At 64.8% G+C, this 19,844-nt stretch carries 18 protein-coding genes; 7 read left to right on the forward strand and 11 right to left on the reverse strand.

Annotated elements, in window-relative coordinates; all coding sequences use genetic code 11:
* Positions 1-8: 8 nt before the first annotated feature.
* The 3 genes from EO99_RS0109195 to EO99_RS0109205 are packed head-to-tail and all read left to right on the forward strand — an operon-like array spanning position 9 to position 1,720.
* Complete coding sequence (locus EO99_RS0109195; RefSeq protein WP_037111418.1) at positions 9-779, forward strand: adenosylcobinamide-GDP ribazoletransferase; 771 nt, start codon at positions 9-11, stop codon at positions 777-779.
* Between the two features lie 18 nt (positions 780-797).
* Positions 798-1,019 carry a DUF1289 domain-containing protein gene (locus EO99_RS0109200; protein WP_029618356.1) on the forward strand — a complete coding sequence of 74 codons (222 nt, stop codon included), beginning with the start codon at positions 798-800 and terminating at the stop codon, positions 1,017-1,019.
* Complete coding sequence (locus EO99_RS0109205) at positions 1,016-1,720, forward strand: retropepsin-like aspartic protease family protein (RefSeq protein WP_029618357.1); 705 nt, start codon at positions 1,016-1,018, stop codon at positions 1,718-1,720. The genes EO99_RS0109200 and EO99_RS0109205 overlap by 4 nt, the downstream gene beginning before the upstream one ends.
* Positions 1,721-1,943: 223 nt before the next feature.
* On the opposite strand, the gene EO99_RS0109210 is transcribed toward EO99_RS0109205, so the two are convergent.
* The 7 genes from EO99_RS0109210 to EO99_RS0109240 form a co-directional block, all read right to left on the reverse strand.
* Positions 1,944-2,198, reverse strand: a complete 255-nt coding sequence (locus tag EO99_RS0109210) for a hypothetical protein (protein ID WP_029618358.1) — start codon at positions 2,196-2,198, stop codon at positions 1,944-1,946.
* Positions 2,199-2,329: 131 nt separating this feature from the next.
* A complete protein-coding gene (locus tag EO99_RS0109215) occupies positions 2,330-3,091 on the reverse strand; it encodes an ABC transporter permease (RefSeq protein ID WP_029618359.1) in 762 nt (253 codons plus the stop codon).
* A complete protein-coding gene (locus EO99_RS0109220) occupies positions 3,088-4,014 on the reverse strand; it encodes an ABC transporter ATP-binding protein (RefSeq protein ID WP_029618360.1) in 927 nt (308 codons plus the stop codon). The genes EO99_RS0109215 and EO99_RS0109220 overlap by 4 nt, the downstream gene beginning before the upstream one ends.
* A gap of 134 nt (positions 4,015-4,148) precedes the next feature.
* Complete coding sequence (locus EO99_RS0109225; protein ID WP_029618361.1) at positions 4,149-4,970, reverse strand: sulfite exporter TauE/SafE family protein; 822 nt, start codon at positions 4,968-4,970, stop codon at positions 4,149-4,151.
* Between the two features lie 125 nt (positions 4,971-5,095).
* On the reverse strand, positions 5,096-6,391 hold the full coding sequence (locus tag EO99_RS0109230; RefSeq protein WP_029618362.1) for an extensin-like domain-containing protein: 1,296 nt from the start codon (positions 6,389-6,391) through the stop codon (positions 5,096-5,098).
* A gap of 137 nt (positions 6,392-6,528) precedes the next feature.
* Positions 6,529-7,107 (reverse strand): NAD(P)H-dependent oxidoreductase, encoded by a 579-nt coding sequence (locus EO99_RS0109235; RefSeq protein WP_029618363.1) that lies wholly within the window; start codon positions 7,105-7,107, stop codon positions 6,529-6,531.
* Positions 7,108-7,226: 119 nt separating this feature from the next.
* Positions 7,227-9,056 carry a methyl-accepting chemotaxis protein gene (locus tag EO99_RS0109240; RefSeq protein WP_029618364.1) on the reverse strand — a complete coding sequence of 610 codons (1,830 nt, stop codon included), beginning with the start codon at positions 9,054-9,056 and terminating at the stop codon, positions 7,227-7,229.
* A gap of 271 nt (positions 9,057-9,327) precedes the next feature.
* Between EO99_RS0109240 and EO99_RS26255 the strand changes: the two genes are divergently transcribed.
* The 3 genes from EO99_RS26255 (at position 9,328) to EO99_RS0109255 (ending at position 13,212) form a co-directional block, all read left to right on the forward strand.
* Entirely contained in the window at positions 9,328-10,707 is a 1,380-nt protein-coding gene (locus EO99_RS26255) for an FkbM family methyltransferase (RefSeq protein ID WP_051679775.1), read from the forward strand.
* Positions 10,708-10,719: 12 nt separating this feature from the next.
* Positions 10,720-11,112, forward strand: coding sequence for an acyl-CoA thioesterase (locus EO99_RS0109250; protein WP_029618366.1), 393 nt, complete (start codon positions 10,720-10,722; stop codon positions 11,110-11,112).
* A gap of 99 nt (positions 11,113-11,211) precedes the next feature.
* Entirely contained in the window at positions 11,212-13,212 is a 2,001-nt protein-coding gene (locus EO99_RS0109255) for a putative bifunctional diguanylate cyclase/phosphodiesterase (protein ID WP_051679776.1), read from the forward strand.
* Between the two features lie 9 nt (positions 13,213-13,221).
* On the opposite strand, the gene EO99_RS0109260 is transcribed toward EO99_RS0109255, so the two are convergent.
* The gene (locus EO99_RS0109260; protein WP_029618368.1) at positions 13,222-14,640 is read right to left on the reverse strand and encodes an aminotransferase-like domain-containing protein; all 1,419 of its coding nucleotides are present in this window, start codon (positions 14,638-14,640) and stop codon (positions 13,222-13,224) included.
* A gap of 112 nt (positions 14,641-14,752) precedes the next feature.
* Here EO99_RS0109260 and EO99_RS0109265 point away from each other — a divergent pair, with 112 nt between their 5' ends.
* Positions 14,753-15,616, forward strand: coding sequence for a DMT family transporter (locus EO99_RS0109265; RefSeq protein ID WP_029618369.1), 864 nt, complete (start codon positions 14,753-14,755; stop codon positions 15,614-15,616).
* Positions 15,617-15,618: 2 nt separating this feature from the next.
* On the opposite strand, the gene EO99_RS0109270 is transcribed toward EO99_RS0109265, so the two are convergent.
* The 3 genes from EO99_RS0109270 to EO99_RS0109280 form a co-directional block, all read right to left on the reverse strand.
* Positions 15,619-17,013 carry an aldehyde dehydrogenase family protein gene (locus EO99_RS0109270; RefSeq protein WP_051679778.1) on the reverse strand — a complete coding sequence of 465 codons (1,395 nt, stop codon included), beginning with the start codon at positions 17,011-17,013 and terminating at the stop codon, positions 15,619-15,621.
* Positions 17,014-17,227: 214 nt separating this feature from the next.
* Positions 17,228-18,919, reverse strand: coding sequence for a CHAT domain-containing protein (locus tag EO99_RS26260; protein ID WP_051679779.1), 1,692 nt, complete (start codon positions 18,917-18,919; stop codon positions 17,228-17,230).
* Entirely contained in the window at positions 18,919-19,782 is an 864-nt protein-coding gene (locus EO99_RS0109280) for a hypothetical protein (RefSeq protein ID WP_235776791.1), read from the reverse strand. The genes EO99_RS26260 and EO99_RS0109280 overlap by 1 nt, the downstream gene beginning before the upstream one ends.
* Between the last annotated feature and the right edge of the window lie 62 nt (positions 19,783-19,844).

The raw sequence follows: 19,844 nt of genomic DNA on the forward strand, positions 1-19,844 counted from the left end.
CAAACGTGATGGACTTCGTGGGCGACCTGGCCCGCTCGCTCGGTTTCTTGAGCCGCCTGCCGATCCCGTCCCGGTTTTTCGAGGGCCACGACGGCACCGTCAGCCGTGCCGTGCGTGCCTTTCCGCTCGCCGGTCTGGTGCTGGCCCTGCCCGCGGGGCTGCTGCTCTGGCTGCTTCTCGAATGGGAGGCGGAGCCTCTCCTTGCCGCATTGATTGCGCTTTCGGTGATGACGCTGCTCTCCGGCGCGCTTCACGAGGACGGCCTGGCGGACACCGCCGACGGCTTTGGCGGTGGACGCGACACGGAGAACGTCCTGTCGATCATGAAGGACAGCCGCATCGGCAGCTACGGCGTGATCGCCCTCATCCTGTCCTTCGGCCTGCGGGCGACGGCGCTCGCCGCCCTCGCCCATGGTTCGCTTGCCCTGCCGGCCCTGGCGGTTCTCTCGGCCGCGACGCTCAGTCGCGCCCTGATGGTCTTCCACTGGCATGCCCTGCCGCCGGCGCGTCCGGGGGGCGTGGCGGCCGGCGCCGGCAGCCCGCAAACCGAGGCCCGCAATGTCGCGCTCGCCAGCGCGGCACTCGTCTGCCTGATCCTGCTGCTTCCCGCCATCGGTCTCCTTCCCATTCTCTCCGCCCTGGCGCTCGCCGCACTTGCCGTCTACGGCTTCACCCGCTACGCCCGCGGCAGGATCGGCGGCCATACCGGCGACACCATCGGAGCGGCCCAGCAGGCTGGCGAAATCGTGTTTCTCATCGCCCTTGCGCTCGCCGCCTGAACCGCCGATATGACCCCTATGCTTTCGCCCTGCGTCCTTCTCTGCGCCATCGACGACACGACCGGTTTCTGCTTCGGCTGCGGACGCACGCGCGATGAGATTGCCGGCTGGATGGCCTTCAGCGACGCGGAACGCCAGTCCCTGATGGACACCCTGCCCGCGCGCCTTGAAACGATCGAGCACAAGCCGCGGCGCGAAACGAAGCGCCAGCGGCTGGCGCGAGAACGGGCTTTGCAATGAACGGCCTCACCTTCGTCCTGCTGGTCCTCGGCGCCGGGCTCGTGCTGCTGGTCTTCAACCACGACAGCGGCCAGACCTTCGGCATGGCCAACGAGGATTTCGGCCAGTTGCTCTACCTGCTGCCGATCGCCGGCCTGCTCTCGGTCGGCATCCTCGCCGGCCAGCGCGGAAACCTCTCCCAGATCCTGCGCTACATCGCCATCTGGCTGGTGATCATCATGGCGCTCGTGGCGGCCTATCTCTATCGCTTCGACCTGCAGCAGGTGGGCGCGCGTCTGTCGGCCGGGCTGATGCCCGGCAGCGCCGTCGAGATCAGCACCAGCGGCGGCGCCCGCGAAGTCATCATCCATCGAGGAATGAGCGGGCATTTCCAGGCGCCGGTGGACGTCAACGGCCAGTCGGTCGACATGCTCGTCGATACCGGCGCCAGCGCCGTCGTTCTCTCCTACGCCGACGCGGAGCGCATCGGGCTCAACCCGCGGCAGCTGTCCTATACGGTGGTCGTGCAGACGGCGAACGGCCGCGCCAGTGCCGCGCCGGTGCGCCTGTCGGACATCTCAATCGGTCCGATCGTCCGCCGCGACATCCGGGCCATGGTCACCGAGGAGGGAAGGCTCGACCAGAGCCTGCTCGGCATGAGCTTCCTCTCGACGCTCAGCTCCCTGCAGATCCAGACCGACGAACTGCGGCTCAGCGACTAGGGATTGCGATGCTCCGCGGCCGTCGCCGTTGCGGCGGGAATGGAGGAAATCGACATACCGCGCCCTCAGCTCCGGCATGTCGATCCTGCCCTCGATCCAGTCTTCCACATGGGACAGGAACTGCGGTTCCGTCTCGAATTCGGCGCCATGCGATTCCAGCCGTGCAAGCACCCGCTCCACAATCCGCCGTCTGGTCTCGACCGTCATGCCACTGCTCCCTCAATCACGATAGCTGGAACAGATCCGGGTTGGAAAAGGTCTTGGACGTGCTCAGCAGAGCCGCCGCGGCAGCAAGCTTCATAGGGTCGACCAACCCCATGCGGTACAGACGGATGATGGCCCGCCCCAAAGGCGCGTCGTCCGAGGAGACTTCCTGCGGTGCGCGCTCCGTGACCACCAGCAGAAATGCGTCGCGCATGGCGCTCACGTCCTGGGGCGTGAAGATCGAGGTCCGGAACGCCTGGAAGTTTGGCTGCACGTGCTTTTCCTTCATCCATCGTCGCGGCGAACCGGCAACCGGAATGTTTAACGAAACTATAATTTAGCAGCATGTAACGGGAAAGAGGCCGACTGTACGTTAGCCGACAAATCCACCGGGCGACTTCTGGGCTAGTTGCGCAGCCGGTAGCCGGTGCGGAAGATCCAGGCAACCAGCGACAGGCAGATCACCAGGAAAAGCCCGATCATGGCGAGGCTGATCACCGGGTTCACATCGGCGATCTCGTAGAAGCTCCAGCGGAAGCCGCTCACCAGGTAGAGCACCGGGTTGAAGTGGCTGACCGTCTGCCAGAAGGGCGGCAGCATGTCGATCGAGTAGAAGCTGCCGCCGAGGAAGGTGAGCGGCGGCACCACCAGCATCGGCATGATGTTGAGCTGCTCGAAGTTCTTCGCCCAGATTCCGATGATGAAGCCGGCCAGACTGAAGGTGATGGCCGTCAGCACCAGGAAGACCACCATCATCACCGGATGGGCAATCGATATGTCGACGAAGAAGGACGCGGTGCCCAGGATGATCAGGCCGATGATCAGCCCCTTGCTCGCCGCCGCGCCGACGTAGCCGAGCAGGATTTCCGTCATCGCGACCGGCGCCGAGAGAATCTCGTAGATCGTCCCGGTGAACTTCGGGAAATAGATCCCGATCGAGCCGTTGGCGATGCACTGCGTCAGCAGCGTCAGCATGATCAGTCCCGGCGTGATGAAGGCGCCGTAGGAAATTCCGTCGATCTGCTCGATCCGCGACCCGATCGCGGTGCCGAAAACGATGAAGTACAGCGAGGTGGTGAGCACCGGCGAAACGACGCTCTGCAGGAGCGTGCGGCGCATGCGCGCCATTTCGAAAAGGTAGATTGCTTTTACGGCTTCGAAGTTCATGCCTTTTTCTCCACCAGTTCGACGAAGATGTCCTCGAGCGAGCTCTGCCGCGTCGACAGATCACGGAATTCGATGCCCTGTGCGGTGAGCGCGCCGAGCAGCATGGCAATGCGCCCCTGCTCCCCCTCGCCCTGGTATTCGTAGATCAGCGCCCCGCCGTTCTCGGCAAGCGAGACGTTGTAGGCGCCCAGCGCCTCCGGCAGGGCGGTCATGGGTTCGGTGAGTTCGAGGCGCAGTTCCTTGCGGCCGAGCTTCTTCATCAGCGCCGCCTTCGCCTCGACGAGCAGCAGCTCACCGCCGCTGATGACGCCGACGCGGTCGGCGATCTCCTCGGCCTCCTCGATATAGTGGGTGGTGAGGATGATCGTCACGCCGTCCTGGCGCAGCTTCTCGACCACCTGCCACATCTCACGCCTGAGCGTCACGTCGACGCCGGCCGTCGGCTCGTCGAGGAAGAGGATGCGCGGGTCGTGCGCCAGAGCCTTGGCGATCAGCACCCGCCGTTTCATGCCGCCGGAGAGTTCGCGCAGCGTGTTGTTGCGCTTCTCCCACAGCGACAGATCCTTCAGAACCGCCTCGATGCGGGCCGGGTCGGCCTTCTTGCCGTGCACGCCGCGCGAGAAGGTGACCGTGTTCCAGACCGTTTCGAACTGGTCGGTCGTCAGCTCCTGCGGCACGAGGCCGATCATGGCCCGCGTCTTGCGGAAATCCTTGACCACGTCATTGCCGCCGACCAGCACCTGGCCACCGCTCGGATTGACGAGGCCGCAGACGATCGAGATCAGCGTCGTCTTGCCGGCGCCGTTCGGGCCGAGCAACGCGAGGATCTCGCCCTCCTCGATCTCGAGGTGGACGCCTTTGAGCGCCTGGAAGCCGTTGCCGTAGACTTTGGTGAGATTGCGAATGGAAACGATGGGCGCCAAGGGGGGACCTTCAAGGACTTAGGGGGTGAGGTCGCCAATATAGGCGCGGCGGGCGGCGAAACCATCCCCGTAATCAAAACACTGTGTTTCGTCCCGGGTTGTTTCGCCCTCGGGTTCGCCAATGCCTCTGCCGGTCAGCTGTAGACGCTGAGGAAGAACTGCGCCGAGACGACGATCAGGAAGATCCCGAAACCCATCTCCAACTGCCGCTTGCTCATGGCATGCGCCAGCCGCGCGCCATAGGGCGCCATCAGCAGCGTGATCGGGATCAGCAGCGCGACCGCCAGCCAGTTGATGTAGCCGGTGGAAAAGGGTGGCAGGCCCACCTCGCCCCAGCCGGCCCAGAGATAGCCGAACAGCCCGGGCAGCGAGATCAGCACGCCGACGCCGGACGAGGTCGCCACCGCCTGGTGGATCGGCCGCCCGTAGAGGGTCATGAAGGTGTTGTTGAGCACGCCGCCGCCGATTCCCATCAGGCCCGACAGGATGCCGATCGCAACGCCGACGAGGAACTTGAACGGATTGCGCGGCAGGTCCTTTCCGAGCTGCCAGCTGGCGCGGTTGAAGATCATCCGGAAGGCAAGCACCAGCGCGATCACCGCAAAGATCAGCCGCAGTTCCGTGCTCGAGGCCTTGGCCGCGACGGCCGCCGCGAGCAGCGTGCCGAGCGGTACGGCGATCGCCCAGCCCTTCAGCAGCTGCATGTCGACGGCGCCGCGCTGCCGGTGCGCCATGAAGGAGCGGATCGAGGTCGGCACGATGATCGCCAGCGAGGTGCCGAGCGCCAGATGCATGCGCACCTCCTCCGGCACGCCGAGCAGGCCGAAGACGTGGAAGAAGATCGGCACGAGGATCGCCCCGCCGCCGATGCCGAACATGCCGGCCAGCAGGCCGGCGACGACACCCGCGGCAGCAAGTGCGAGGACGAAGGGAAGGATTTCGGAAATCGGGGGCATGGCGGCTCGCTCGAAGCGGCCGAACGGCCGCGCATGGACTGCGGAAGCACGACTTGTGGCACCAAGTCACTTGTCAGACAAGTCGGCCCTGCCGCATCCCGGTACGACGGCCTGCAGCCGTCGCGCTAGTCGCAGAACCGGGAGCCGGACTTGCGCGAGCGCAGGTCGAAGTGGAAGTGGTTCCAGTGCTCCTTGTTGCTGCCGGGGCCGAGCACCGTGTGGAAGTACTTGCAGCTGTCGTCGCGCACCGTGTTGAGCAGGCCGCGCTCGCGGAAGGCGAAGATGCTCTTCTTGCGCACATCGATGCGCTTGCCGTTCTTCAGCACGAACTTGCCCAGGTCGATGGCATTGCCGCGGGCATGCTCCGACATCGGGTTGCGCTTCTGGCGGCTGTTGTTCATGCGCCGGCAGGAATAGCCGCCCATGGATTCGATCGTCTTGACGCCGGAGAGGTAGCGGTAGCGCGAGGATGGCGCGAGTTCGAACTTGACCCATTTCGCCAGCGCCAGCGTCGTCTGGCAGTTGAGCTTGGTTGCCGGCTTCAGGTCGATGTTGCCGGAAAAGCCGCTGAGCAGCACCGGATAGTCGATGCCGCAGCTCGGGCCGTCGGCGATCCGCTGGATGTCGCGGAACTCGACGCCGAGACGGCGCAGTTCGGCGCGGCAGCTGACCTCCGACTGCGGCATCACCGCGCGCGGCTGAATCGGCGCACGCTCGGTCATGGGATTGCTTGGTGCCAGCATGGCCACCTGCTGCGGCTCCTCCGGCGGCAGGCGCGTCGGCGCCACCACCGGCGTCTGGTCGCCCCAGACCATCGTCGGATTGCCGACGCCGGCGGGCTGCACGCCCTCGCCCTGACGCTTCGGCGGGATCATGATCATCTGGTCGTCCTGGGCGGGCGCGGCGGCCGTGGAAGAGCCAAGCGCCATGGGGCTGTCGGTGCCGATGCCGTCGACCACCGGCTGGCTGGTCGCACCCTCGGCGATCATCAGGTCCTGCTCCTGCGCCAGCCCGACCACTTCGCTGCCGGCGGAGGCATCGGCGAAACCGAACTGCGCGTCCATGTTGACGCCCTCGTCGGGGACGCGCAGGAAATTGCCGCCGGATGCGGGCTGCGCGAGCGCCTCGTCGCTGTCGATCATCGGCAGCGCGCCCGACTGCACCGGAGCCGGCTGCATCGGCGCATTCATCCCGGGGTAAGGCTGGCTGTAGTCGGCAGCGCCGGCCTGCGACACGGGGGCCGCCGGTGCCAGGTAGCTCTGCTGCGAGGCGATCGGCTGCGACATCGGGCCGATGGCGCTGACCCGCGTCTCACCGTCGATGCCGGCTTGCGGCACCAGCCCTTCGGCGGTGCAGCTCACCAGCATCGTCGTGATCATCAGCGAGGCCAGGGCCTGCCGCGAAAGGGAAGCATACGCCATACCAGTTGCCGCTCTCGGTGCCGAAATGGCACATTCGGCAAGGGTATGCGAACGAGGTAAATGAAGGCTTTCGCAAAGGTGACGACATCAAGGTATGTTCGTGGCACGGGCCGGTCGACCGGCCTGTCAGCCCCGGCTCAGGTGCCGGCCGCACCGAGCCTTTTCATCCGCTCCAGCCAAGGCTCGCCTCGGAACCTGGCGCCGCCGACGCCGCCGATCAGGGTCGCCCTCACCGGCTTGATGCCGACGAAGCGCAGGATGCCGATCTTGAACGCCTTCAGGCTGTGGCTGCCGTAGTAAAAGCGATAGAACCAGGCGGGCATGCCCATGGTGATGATCACGCGGGCCGACTTACCGGCCAGCAGCCCGTTGCGCAACGGCGGCCCGTCGATGTCGTAGGCAAAGCCCGGACGCGCCACCTGCTCCAGGAAGGCCTTCATGAGCGCCGGCATCTCGCCCAGCCAAAGCGGATAGACGAAGACGAGATGATCGGCTGCCGCGATCGCCGTCTGCGCCTGCGCGATCGCCGGGCCGACGACGCCCTCCTCCTGCTCCTGCTGCGAGTGCAGGAACGGAATGGTCATCGTCGCGAGATCGATCCGCTCGACCGCGTGGCCAGCCCGCCCTGCGCCGGCGGCATAGGCGTCGGCCAGGGCATGACAGAGATGCCGCTCGCTGCTGTCCGGATGCCCCTGGATGATCACGATCTTCCGCATTGCCCGCTCCCCTGTGCCCTGGCGGCACGATAGCAGCGGCGATCACCCTTCTCGTTGACCGGAATCAAAAGGCCCGCCGGCATCGCTGCCGACGGGCCTGTCTCTCTTGACGATGTGGCTCAGGCCGCGCGGGCACCCGCGGATCCGTAGGATCCCGATGTCGCATGGCCGTCCATCCGGAAGGCGGAGAGCAGATGCTGCAGCTGCAGGCTCTGCTCGGCCAGCGTCTGGCTGGCCGCCGTGGTCTCCTCCACCATGGCCGCATTCTGCTGGGTCATCTGGTCCATCTGGTTGACCGACGAATTGATTTCCTGCAGCGCCGTCGCCTGTTCCCTGGACGCGGTGGCGATGGTCTCGACGTGGGCGTTGACCCGCTCGACGAGCTGGGCGATCTCCACCAGCGCCTCGCCCGTGGAGCGAACGAGCGCCACGCCGCTCTCCACTTCCCGGCCGGAATTGCTGATCAGCGTCTTGATCTCCTTGGCCGCATTGGCCGAACGCTGCGCCAGCTCGCGGACTTCCTGGGCAACGACCGCAAAGCCGCGGCCCGCCTCGCCGGCACGCGCCGCCTCGACGCCGGCATTCAGCGCCAGCAGGTTGGTCTGGAAGGCGATCTCGTCGATCACCGAGATGATCTGGCTGATCTTGCTGGACGAATCCTCGATCCGGCCCATGGCGTCGACGGCATTGCGGACGATGTCGCCGGAGCGACCGGCACTGTCCTTGGTCTCGGCCACCATGGTGCGCGCCTCGTTGGCCCGCTCGGATGCCGTCTTCACCGTTGCGGTGATCTCGTCGAGCGCCGCAGCCGTCTCCTCCAGGGAGGCCGCCTGCTGCTCCGTCCGGCGCGACAGGTTGGAGGTTGCGCCGCTGATGTCGGCGGCGCTGTCGCGAACCACATGGCTCGTCTCGCTGATCGCGACGATCGTCTGGCGCAGCGAGTTCACGGCGTTGTTGAAGTCGTCGCGGATGGTCGCGTAGTCGCCGCCGAGATCGCCGACGTTGATCGAAAGATCGCCCTGCGCCAGCGCCGCCAGCGCCCGGCCCAGTTCCGCCATGGCGCGCCCCTGGCGGTCCGTGGCAGCGGCAAGTGCGCGCTCGTTGGTCGACCGCTCCTCCGAAAGTGCCCGCTGCTGTTCGCTTTCGCGCGCCTGCAGTGTCAGCCGCTCTTCCACCGCGTCGCGCAGCACCAGAAGCCCGCGGGCCATCTCGCCCATCTCGTTCTTCTGCTGCGTATGCGGCACGGTGACGTTCGCCTCACCGTCGGCGATCTTCTGCAAGACATCCTTGACGTTGCCGAGCGGCACGGTGACGCTGCGGATTACGAAGAAGGCGCCCCCGAGAAGCACGATGGCACCGGCACCGAACATGGCGGCATAGGTCTTGAGGTTGTCGCTGAACATGGCATGCAGATCGTCCGTATAGACGCCGGTGCCGACGACCCAGCCCCAGGGCTCGAAGCCGATGACGTGCGAATATTTCTCGACCGGCTGCTCGGCACCGGGCTTCGGCCAGTAGTAGTCGACAAAGCCTTCCCCCGACGCCTTGACCGTGTTGACGAACTCCACGAACAGGAACTTGCCGTTCGGGTCCTTGTTCTGCGACAGGTCCGTCCCATTCAGTTCCGGCTTGATCGGATGCATCACCATGAAGGGACGCATGTCGTTGATCCAGAAATAGCCGCTGCCGCCGGCGTAGCGCATGGCGCCGATCGCCTTCATTGCCTCGGCCTGCGCCTGCTCGCGCGTCATGGTCCCCGCCACTTCCATGTCGTGGTACTGCTTGAGCACGCTCATGGCGATATCGTCCATGAAGTCGAGCCCCGCCTTGCGCTCCTGCTCGGACGACGCATAGCTCTGAAACAGGCTGAACGTCATGGCGCCGGCCAGGATGATCAGGGCAAACCCGATCAGGCAATACATTCTCGCAGATATAGTTAGACGTTGCATCGATATCCCCCCGACATTGTGACAGTTTGTAACTACTTCTAACCCATGAAAGTTACTGGGTGGTGAAAGAGGCCGAACGCGCCAATGACGCGAGTTAGACCAGACTAAAGTTGCAGCGACACCGCTCGCTGCCACGGTTTTCGACCCAAAAGCCCCCTCGCCGCATCGCGCCGCGCCTCAGATTGCGGCGCATTCGAAGCTGTGTATGTTGGCTTTCCAGCATGTGCGCTGAGTCGTCGGCGCAACTGGCTGCTTGAATCGGGGTCGGCGCATGAAGAGTTTTTTCGGGTATCAGTTCGAAGACGGAAACGACGCCTCGTCGCTGGCGGAGATGCTTGAAGTCTTTGAGTATCTGAAGCCCAAAGCGTCGCCGAAGCCGCTGATCCGGATCGGCAGCAACCGGGACGGGTCCTACCTGCTTCCCGATGATCTCGAGAACATGGCCGCCTGCTTTTCGCCGGGTGTCGACAACTTCAAGTATTTCGAAGACAAGGTTGTCGAGACCTATGGCATCGACTGCCATATGTGCGACTATTCGAGTGATGTCGAAAAGCTGAAGACGCCGCTGATCGAGGGTCGCCAGACCTTCGCGAAGAAATGGCTTTCCCCGGATCCGGGCGAAGACAACATCGAGCTGGCGGACTGGATCGGCAGGGAGGCCCCCGAAGGCGACCTGCTTCTGCAGATCGACATCGAAGGCGCCGAATACCGCAACCTGCTCTCGGCTTCGGCCGAAACCCTGTCGCGCTTCCGGATCATCGTCATTGAAGTGCATTCGCTCTGGGCCATCCAGGATTCGGCCATCTGCAGGGAAGTTCTGGCGCCGTTCTTCCGCAAGCTGTCGGAGATCTTCATCCCCGTTCATGCGCATCCGAACAACTGTTGCGGCGAGTTCGTGATCCCGGGAACCGAGATCAGCATTCCGAACGTGCTGGAACTGACCTACCTTCGCAAGGACCGTGCTGTGGAGGCGCCCTTCCCGCCGCAGTTGCCGCATCCGCAGGACGTCAGCCGCAATGTCTCCGGCAAGCCGCCGATGTTCCTAGGCGAGGAATGGCTCGACGGACCGCGCTCCCTGGAATCGAAGGTGAAGATCATCGAGGATACCCTCGAAATGGTCGGCGAATTTCCCAACGAGCCGGCGATCCTCAACCGGCAGGAGTTTCTCACCCGCAGCGTCGCCACCATGCAGCGCCTGCTTGCGGCCATGCTTCAGGCGGATGGCGCAGGTGCAGCCGACGAGAGGGAAGTGGCCGCCGGCAAGACCTACGTGCTCAGCAGCGCCTACCCGGGCATGAGCCGCAAGGGACAGGTCGCACCCGGCAATCCGTTCTTCTTCCACACCGCCTTCGGCTTCAACCAGTTCATCAAGGTGGATCTCGGGGAAGCGCTGACCGTCAGCCGCATCGGGATCGGCAACCGCCTCGACGGCTACCAGGATCGCGCCGGGCTGCTGTACTGCATCCTGTCCACCGGAGAGGATCACACGAAGGGCGACATCTTCCAGCTTGCCACCGGAGACGCCTTTGCCACAGGCGAGCTTCTGCAGAGCGAGGTGGAACTGCCGCCGACGAAGGCCCGCTACGTGACGATCATCTCGCCCCTCTCGACGGCGCTCCACCTGTCCGATCTGAAGGTCTTCGCTCGCTAGAAAGGTTTGGCCATGACCGAACATCCGTGTCCGACCGGCGAACTTACCCTTCGCACCCTCGCCATGCCCTCCGACGCCAATCCGGCGGGCGACATCTTCGGCGGCTGGGTGATGTCGCAGATGGACCTTGCCAGCGGCATCCGTGCCGCCGAGCGGGCGCGTGGCCGGGTGGTCACGGCCGCCGTCAAGGAAATGGCCTTCCGGCTGCCGGTGAAGATCGGCGACACGCTGAACGTCTACACCGAGATCACCCGTGTCGGCCGCAGCTCCATCGCACTCCAGGTGGAGGCCTGGGCGCAGCGCGCCCGCTACCGCACCCTCGAAATGGTGACCGCAGCGACCTTCATCATGGTGGCGCTCGATGACGACGGCCACTCCATGCCGGTACCGCCCGAGGAAGATTGATTCCTTTGAATCGAAGGAACCGCGTTAAACCTATCTTATGAGCGGGCGGCTATATACTGCCGGGAGACGCGCAGCAGGAAGCGTCTTCAGGTGGGATCAATGGCGGACATTCGCCTCGAAGATACAGACACGATCGCCGCTGAGGTCAGGACGGCGCAGGCGGTTTCGGTTGTCTCGGCCCTCACCATATCCCTCGTGGCCAATTGCTTCATCGCGCTGACGACGGTTGCCATTCTCTGGATCCACACGCCTTACGCGGACGCCCTTTACTGGCTTGCCGCCGTGTTTGCGTTGAACGCGGTCCGCCTCGGCGTTCTTGCCGGGCTCCAGCACTACGACGCTGCCAGGCGCCATACCCGGCTGACACTGCGCATCCTGACGGGATTTGCTTTCATCAGCGGCTGCCTCTGGGCCGTGATCCCCTTCCTCGATGCATCACGCGACAGCTATGCCGCAAAGGCCTACGTGATCTTCATCATCGCCGGCATCTGCGCCGGCTCCGTGATCCAGAGCCCCGCGTTTTCAAAGGTCGCCACCGCCTTCGGCGCGCCGCAGATGGCGACCGGCATCGTCTCGCTGCTGATGGCGGGGTCGCTCATCGAGGTCATCGTCGCCTTCGACCTCGCCCTGCTGATGGTGATGATGTTTCGCAGCTGCCGCACCAGCGAGGCCAATTTCATCAGCAGCCACAGCGACCGGTTGAGAGCCGTTTCGCTCGCCGATTCGCTCTCGAAAGCCAATGCCGCGATCCAGACGTCGAACCGGCAGCTGGAGCTTCTGGCAAACCGCGATCCGCTGACCGGCCTCGGCAACCGCTCCGCCTTCAACCTCGGTCTTTCACAGCATCTGGACGAGTGCTCCGCGAAGGGGCAACCGGCGGCCCTGCTGATCATCGACCTCGACCGCTTCAAGTCGGTCAACGATACCATGGGCCATGCGGTGGGCGACGTCGTCCTGTCCGCATTTGCCTCCCGCCTTTCGACGGTGATTGCCCCGGGCGATCTCGCCGTGCGGCTGGGCGGCGACGAATTCGCCATCCTCGTCCACGGCACCGATGCCCGGACGCGAGCCGAGCGGATCGCCGCGGAGATCCTCGTCTTCAGCGCCCGGCCGGTGATGGTCGGCGACAGGCCTGTCGTGACAGGGGCCAGCATCGGCCTGGCCCTGCTGCCCGAACATGCGACCTCTGCCGAAGACCTGTTCGCCTTCGCCGACATCGCCCTCTATGCCGCCAAGGAGGAAGGCCGCCGCCGCATCTGCGTTTTCAATCCGCAGATCAAGCAGAAGCTCGACCGCCAGAAGCAGATCGAGATCGCGCTCGAGGCGGCCATCGAGGCCGGCGACATCCGGGTCTACTTCCAGCCGCAGGTCGATCTGAACGACGGCTCCGTGATCGGCTGCGAGGCGCTGATCCGCTGGACGCATCCCGAGCTCGGAGCCGTGCGGCCGCCGGAGATCGTCGTCGCGGCCAAGACCATCCATGCCTCGGAGAAGCTGACCCGCCATGTGGCGACCGCAGCCGCCGCCCTCGTCCGGCGCCTGCCGGCGCTCGGCCTCCCGGACCTGCGCGTCGCCATCAATGTCTCGCCGAACGAGTTTTCGGCCTATTCCGTGTCGCGCATGCTGGAAGAGGTGGTCGAGGCTGCCGGGATCAGGCCGGCGCAGCTGGAAGTCGAGATCACCGAGGAGGCAACCCTCGACCAGGCCACCGCCGGCGTCGAGCTGGCGCGCCTGGAAGAAGCCGGCTTCGGGCTTGCGGTGGACGATTTCGGCGTCGGACATTCGTCGCTCGCCTATCTCATCGGCCTGAAGGTGGACCGCCTGAAGATCGACCGCAGCTTCGTCAACGGCATTGCCGGCAGTCGCCAGAACCAGGCGCTGGTCGCCGCCCTGATCGGCATGGGACGGGCGCTGTCCATGGACATTGTCGTCGAGGGCGTCGAGACCGCCGCCGACGCCGAGGTGCTGCGCATGCTCGGCTGCCGTTTCGCGCAGGGCTATCTCTACGGCCAGCCGATGCCGGTGGAGACGCTGGAAAGCTGGATCTCGCTCTACCGTCCGGGCCCCTCGTTCGCGGCCTCTCCCCTCCTGTCGGCCTGAGCCGGCCGCTCACCCTTCCGCCGCCGCCCCCTCCATCGCCCGCGCCAGCACCGACAACACCCGCGGATCGCCGCATTGGGCGACGTTGAAGCGCATCATGCCTCCGGCCGATTGCGAGACGCTGAAGACATTGCCCGGCGCCAGCACCACATCCTGCGCCATCGCGCGGCGCGCCACCGCCGCCGCGTCGATCCCGTCCGGCAGCGCGCACCAGAGGAAGAGGCCGCCGCGCGGCTCGATCCACGGGTGGATGCCGAGGGCCCCAAGCCGCGCCCGGACGTCGGCCGTCGTCCGCGCCAGCCGTTCGCGCAGGCCGTTCAGGTGCCGACGGTAGCTGCCGTCGCGCAGCAGCGCATGGGTCAGTTCGGCCGCCACCGGGCTGCCGCCGAAGCTGGTGGCGATCTTCAGGTCGACGAGCGCCGCGATCCACTCGGGCCGCGCGACGACATAGCCGCAGCGCGCCGCCGCCGTCAGCGTCTTGGAAAAGCTGCCGATGCGGATCACCCGCGAGAGCCCGTCGAGGGCGGCAAGCCTTGGCGCCGCCTCCTCCTCGAAGTCGCCGAAGATGTCGTCCTCGATCACCGTGACCCCGGCCGCCTCGCAGAGCGCCAGCAGCCGGTGGGCGATCGCCGGCGACAGCACCGCGCCGGTCGGATTGTGGATCGCCGCATTGGTGATGTAGAGCCGCGGCCGGTGGCTGGCGACGGCCGCGGCAAAGGCCTCGACATCCGGCCCAGCGGGCGTCATCGGCACGCCGACGATCTCGACCCGATGGGCGCGCAAGAGCGCCAGGAAGTTGAAGTAGCAGGGGTCGTCCACCATCACCGTGTCGCCGGGCTCCACCAGCAGGCGCAGCAGCATGTCGATCGCCTGGGTGCCGCTCTCCGTCAGCAGGATCTGCGCCGGCGGCGCCACCACCCCCTGCGCCTCCATGCGCCGCGACAGGAGCTGGCGCAGCGGCGCATGGCCGAGCGGCGTGCCGTAGTCGGTGAGCACCGCTGTCTCGGCGCGGGCGACCTCGCGCAGCGCCCGCCGCAGGTCCGCCTCCGGCATCCAGTCGGCCGGCAGCCAGCCGCAGCCGGGCTTCAGCGCCTCGCGCCCCGCCTCCAGCGATTGCCGCGACACCCAGAAGGGATCGACGGCGCGCTCCAGCCGCGGGCCGATCTCGGCCAGCGCCAGCGGCTGCGGCGCGCGCGTCACGTAGAAGCCGGAGCCCGGCCGCGCCTGGACGGCGCCCTCGGCCACCAGCCGCCCGTAGGCCTCCGCCACCGTCGAGGTCGAGACGCCCATGGTTTTCGCGCAGCCCCGGATGGAGGGCAGTTTGGCACCCGGCGGCAGGGCGCGGGCGGATATGCGCCGGCGCATGGCGGCCATCACCCGCTCCAGCTGGCCCGGCTGGCCGCCGGCAGAGGTCGTCGAGATATCCATCCGTACTGCTCCCCGCACCATGACAGTTCGGCAAAACCGTACTGTACTGTCGCTTTGAAATCCAGCCTCCCTCGCCTAGGGTCCGCGCCGACAGGAAAAGGATGATGACCACATGGACCAGGTGACGCGCGGATGGATCAACGGGTTTCTCGGCGTGCTGATCTTCAGCGGCTCGCTGCCGGCGACGCGGGCGGCGGTCATCGATTTTAACCCCCTGTTTTTGACGGGGTCGCGGGCCGTGATCGCCGCCCTGCTGGCCGGCCTGCTGCTCCTCGCCTTCCGCGAAAGGCGGCCGCAGCGCGCCGATCTCCTGCCGCTTGCCGTCGTCGCGCTCGGCGTCGTCGTCGGCTTTCCGCTCCTGACGGCGCTGGCGCTCAAACATGTCACGGCGGCCCATTCGATCGTCTTCATCGGCCTGCTGCCGCTCTCGACCGCCCTCTTCGGCGTGCTGCGCGGGGCCGAGCGCCCGAAGCCCGCCTTCTGGCTGTTCTCCGGTCTCGGCAGCGCGCTGGTGGCGGGCTTTGCGCTGAAGGACGGGCTGACCGCATCCCCTACCGGTGACATGCTGATGCTCGCCGCCATCCTCGTCTGCGGGCTGGGCTACGCGGAAGGCGCGCGGCTGTCGCGCCGGCTCGGCGGCTGGCAGGTGATCTCCTGGGCGCTGGTGCTGTCGCTGCCGGCCATGGCCCTCGTGATGCTCGTGACCTTTCCGCAGACGCTCGCCGCCGCCGGCCAGCCGGCCTGGCTCGGCCTTGCCTATGTCTCCGTCTTCAGCATGCTGATCGGCTTCGTCTTCTGGTACAAGGGGCTTGCCCAGGGCGGCATCGCCGGCGTCGGACAGCTGCAGCTGTTGCAGCCCTTCCTCGGCCTGACGCTGGCCGCCAGCCTGCTCGGCGAGACGGTGAGCCCCGCCATGCTCGCCGTGACGCTCGCGGTGATCGCCTGCGTGGCCGGCGCCAAGCGGTTTTCGCGCTAACCCTACCCTAAAAAACGCCGCGCCATGCGGATCAGCCGCATGACCCGTGGCGTATACGGCGCAAACACCCAAGGCACCGGCGACCAGCGCTCTGTCAAAATCGGCTTCTCGTGGCTGAAGGCGCGAAAGCCGTAGTGCCCGTGCGCCGCCCCCATGCCCGAATGGTTGACGCCGCCGAAGGGCAGCGCCGGGTGGCTGTAGTGCAGCGTGGTGAGGTTGACGCCGACGCCGCCCGAGGAGGTGCGCGCGATCACATCCTGCGCAAACCCCGGCTCCCGGTCGAAGACATAGAGCGCCAGCGGCTTCGGCCTCTCGTTGATGCGGGCGATCACCGTGTCCACCCCGTCGTAGGGGATCAGCGGCAGGATCGGCCCAAAAATCTCCTCCTCGTCGATGCGCATCTGCGGCGTGATCGCCTCGATCAGCGTCGGCGCCAGAAAAGTGCCCTCCGCCTCCCCGCCGAAACTCACCCGCGCCCCCTTCTCCACCGCGTCGGCCAGCAGCGAACCCAGCCGCCCGGCGTGATGGGCGTTGACGATGCGGGCGTAATCGCGGCTGTCGCGCGGGTTGTCGCCATAGGCGCGCAGGATCGTCTTGCGCAAGGCGGCGGTGAAGGCGGCCTCGACGCTTCTGTGGACGAAGACGTGGTCGGGGGCGATGCAGGTCTGCCCGGCGTTGACGAACTTGCCGAAGGCGATCCAGCGCGCCGCCTTCTCGACGTCCGCGCCCGGCCCGACGATGGTCGGCGACTTGCCGCCGAGCTCCAGCGTCACCGACGCGAGATGTTTCGCCGCCGCCGCCATGACAATCTTGCCGACCTCCGGGCTGCCGGTGAAGAAGATATGGTCGAAGGGCTGCTCAAGCAGCCGCTGCGAAACCTCGCGCCCGCCCTCGACGACCGCCACGAGATCGGCCGGAAAGGTCTGCTCGATGATCTCGGCGATCACCCGCGAGGTCGCCGGCGTCATCTCGGACGGCTTCACCACCGCGCTATTGCCGGCCGCCAGCGCCGAAACGAGCGGCGAAAGCGCCAGGTTGAAGGGATAGTTCCAGGGCGCGATGATCAGGCAGACGCCGCGCGGCTCGGGACGGATACGCGCCGATGTGCCGAGCGTCGAAAGCGTCGGCGCCACCCGCCGCTCGCGCATCCAGCCCTTCAGATGGCGCATGGTGTGGCGGATCTCCTGCAGAACCGGCAGGATCTCGGTCAGGATCGCCTCCGGCTCCGGCTTGCCGAAATCGCGCATCAGGGCGGCGACGATATCGCGCTCGCGCCGCTCGATGGTCTGCCGCAGATGCGCCAGGGCACTGCGCCGCTCCTCCAACCCGAACGCCCCCCGCCGCCCGACGGCACTCTGCTTCTGCCGGAGGACCAGGGTTTCGACGGGATGGGACATGGGTGGGGCTCTCGTTGCGGCGGGGTGCGGGAGGGAGTGCAAGGCGTGGGTGGGGTGAACCGGATCCGATTGCGTTACACCAACAGCGGACTTCTCCCTCGCTCGGCAGACGGTGGATTCGGGGCGCAAACGACTGTCGTCTTCGGGACTAAACACCATCAAAGCGGACAAACTACAATCAAACACCACAGTTTGATTTGGCCCGCCCGGCGCATCAACTTCGACAGGAGATTGTGTATTTGCCGGCTTCCTTTCCCTGACCATTCAGGTTGAGGTCGTTCTTGGCCAGATCAAAGGATCGTTGGAAGGAATTGCCGTGTGCGAGCGCCCGGTAGAACGCACGAGTAAAGAGGATCGCGGCGGTGTCCCCGATTGAGACGTCGCAGCCAATCACCGCCTCCACATATGGCGCGACCAGCTTAGACACAGAGTCCGAAAAGCAGGCGTTGAGTACCACGCATTTGATTGTTGGCATCAATTCGATGAGACCTGCAAGTGCTTCACCCGACACTTCCACGCCGTTCCCCGTTGCATCCTCAAAAATCAGCATCCCAGTGTCGCCGTGTCCACTAAAGTGTAATACATCCGGCTTGGCGTTTAGTACCTCACGCTGCAGTTGGTCGGTACGGATCGCCCATGCATGCTCTACATCTACTGCAATCTTAGTGTCCCGCACTAATGCAAGCTGTTCCTTGAGATCGCTCGCTTCTTGGTCGATCTTCAAGCGCCCCTCGTCCAAAGGGTTGGCTGCAAGGAACAAGACTTTCATAAGCGGCGCCTTTCTCAATATTTCGGTCGATTTCTGGAACATGGCGGCGAGGTCGGACGGAGTACCAAACAGATCGCCCGTCCCGTTTGAGCGATCTAAACCCTTTATCTTTCCATAAAGCTCCTTTCCCTCTGCACCCAGAAGGATTCGGTCGGTGAGCTTGGGACTTGCCTCGATAATCTCTAAGGCCTTTTCGAAGTAAGGGCCGCAGTCATCAGAGAAGCGGGCGAAATGCTCTGCGACCAGACCAAGGACGTCAAGATTTTCCTCTACGTCGTACCATCTGATCGTCAGGTCCTCGAGGCCTTCGTAGTAGCTGTGGACGAGGCCTTTCGCCAAACCGAGCCTCGCCTCGGGAAAGTCGTTGAACGTACCTTCATGTATGATCTGGTGACGTACCCTTGGATCGGTTTCGCGCTCTGCTGCGAGTTGCAGAAGTTTTGCCTGGACGTTGGCCGGCTGGGTTCCAATCGTGTCGAATGGAATACCCAAGTCGGCCAAAGTTAGGCGTCGGTTCTCCATTACCGACCAAACGCTATATTGTCGCACAATAGGGTCGTCGTGCTGCCCGAGCTGCCTGACGATGGCCCCGTTTGAATGACGCGGATGGAGCAGATTCTGTATATCCCTATTCAGCCCAACAACCAGCAGAGCAAGCTTCAGTACTTCCTTGTCAGCCTTCTCGATATCGATCGTAAGATTCGAGATGTTCAATTTATTGACGTTTGTAGTTTGCATCGCAGCGAGGATCCGAATGGATGGATCAAGGACCGCCAGTTCCGGCACAGCGTCGAGGGTGCCATGGTACATGTGAGAAAGAGCCGCGATTGCTGCCGCGACAATTTCGGGCTCCTCTTCGTACTGCCTCATGGCAGCGACGACATACTTGCTGCTACCCTGACGGGTCCCGAGTCTTGCGAGCGCATTCAGGCACCACCGCACAACCTTGCGATCACTGTCGCTGAGAACGATTCCGTTAATAGTTTTTTCAAACGAGTTCCTGCCCTCAGCGTTCAGCTTGTCGCCGTTGCGATATCTGCGCGAAAGGTCCTGCAGGGCAACCTTCCTTCGCCTCGCGTCGCCGTTTTCGATCTCGAACTTGAGAAAGGCAGTCTGGCCCGGAGAAATGATCGCCACTAGGGTGCTCGGACCTCTTCCAGTGCTTCTAGCGTCGCTTTCGTCCACGGCTCGAAGTCATTAATGTCGTTCTGAGGAACCGTTACGTCGAGCCAGCGGGGATCGTTGAGGGACAGGCGCCGCGTCGTCGGCTCGAACCAAGCCGGGCACGTCCATTCCATGACGACTAAGAGCACCTCCTGCCCGTCATCACCGCGCGCGCGCATCGCGAAACGTGGCTCCGGGTCCGGAAGCTTCTCGCCATGGACAGCTACGGCGGAAATGTCTAGGTCGGACAAGATAGCGCCTAGCGCGTTCTCAGTTGCTCCATAGTCCCCGTCCGAAAAAAGCGTGCAGTCAAAGAAGCTTACTACGCCGGGAAAGCCGATGGTACGCTTATTCGCAAATGTGTCTGCGTCGCTGCGATAGCGCCCCGTTCGATAAGAAAGAACTTCCGTGCCGCGCCGAACCACGGAGAAGGTCCAAACAATGAGCGCTCTGTCGGTCTCTTTCCGCGATTGAATGTAATGAAGGGCATTACAGGACTCGGCGGCCTTAACAAAACTACGCCAATCGGACAGCAGCAGATTTCCGTGTCCAGCGACATAATTCCCGTCGACGGCCAGAAATGGTGCGACATGCAAGTCGCGCGTCCGACGCCGGGCTTCGAATTTTTCCTTGTACTTTACCGGGACGGTTGGATCACTCACCAGTTCGTTGAGGAAGAAGTAGCCGGGTTCGGTACGGAAGAACGCGGAATGCTGACTCCGGAGCACGTCTTCGCTCAGACGAGCTCGGAGGGTCTTCACTTGCGTCTTCCCGTAGAGGTGCTTTGGAACAATTGCGGCCGCGTACGCCGCCTCTAGGATGCCGGCGGCGGTCATAGGGCGCCGGGACGCTCTAAGGACCCGTTGAGCTATATCCAGGTAGGAGTCCATCAAGCCTC

It is taken from the genome of Pseudorhizobium marinum (assembly GCF_000705355.1).
Classification (GTDB): Bacteria; Pseudomonadota; Alphaproteobacteria; order Rhizobiales; family Rhizobiaceae; genus Neorhizobium; species Neorhizobium pelagicum.

Excerpts from the sequence above, each read along its gene's own strand:
- EO99_RS0109280 (WP_235776791.1), bottom strand. The coding sequence starts at position 19,782 with ATGACCGCCGCCGGCATCCTAGAGGCGGCGTACGCGGCCGCAATTGTT.
- EO99_RS0109235 (WP_029618363.1), bottom strand. The coding sequence starts at position 7,107 with ATGCGGAAGATCGTGATCATCCAGGGGCATCCGGACAGCAGCGAGCGG.
- EO99_RS0109215 (WP_029618359.1), bottom strand. The coding sequence starts at position 3,091 with ATGAACTTCGAAGCCGTAAAAGCAATCTACCTTTTCGAAATGGCGCGC.
- EO99_RS0109205 (WP_029618357.1), top strand. The coding sequence starts at position 1,016 with ATGAACGGCCTCACCTTCGTCCTGCTGGTCCTCGGCGCCGGGCTCGTG.
- EO99_RS0109265 (WP_029618369.1), top strand. The coding sequence starts at position 14,753 with ATGGACCAGGTGACGCGCGGATGGATCAACGGGTTTCTCGGCGTGCTG.
- EO99_RS0109260 (WP_029618368.1), bottom strand. The coding sequence starts at position 14,640 with ATGGATATCTCGACGACCTCTGCCGGCGGCCAGCCGGGCCAGCTGGAG.
- EO99_RS0109240 (WP_029618364.1), bottom strand. The coding sequence starts at position 9,056 with ATGCAACGTCTAACTATATCTGCGAGAATGTATTGCCTGATCGGGTTT.
- EO99_RS0109200 (WP_029618356.1), top strand. The coding sequence starts at position 798 with ATGCTTTCGCCCTGCGTCCTTCTCTGCGCCATCGACGACACGACCGGT.
- EO99_RS0109250 (WP_029618366.1), top strand. The coding sequence starts at position 10,720 with ATGACCGAACATCCGTGTCCGACCGGCGAACTTACCCTTCGCACCCTC.
- EO99_RS0109225 (WP_029618361.1), bottom strand. The coding sequence starts at position 4,970 with ATGCCCCCGATTTCCGAAATCCTTCCCTTCGTCCTCGCACTTGCTGCC.
- EO99_RS0109255 (WP_051679776.1), top strand. The coding sequence starts at position 11,212 with ATGGCGGACATTCGCCTCGAAGATACAGACACGATCGCCGCTGAGGTC.
- EO99_RS26255 (WP_051679775.1), top strand. The coding sequence starts at position 9,328 with ATGAAGAGTTTTTTCGGGTATCAGTTCGAAGACGGAAACGACGCCTCG.
- EO99_RS0109230 (WP_029618362.1), bottom strand. The coding sequence starts at position 6,391 with ATGGCGTATGCTTCCCTTTCGCGGCAGGCCCTGGCCTCGCTGATGATC.
- EO99_RS0109195 (WP_037111418.1), top strand. The coding sequence starts at position 9 with ATGGACTTCGTGGGCGACCTGGCCCGCTCGCTCGGTTTCTTGAGCCGC.
- EO99_RS0109270 (WP_051679778.1), bottom strand. The coding sequence starts at position 17,013 with ATGTCCCATCCCGTCGAAACCCTGGTCCTCCGGCAGAAGCAGAGTGCC.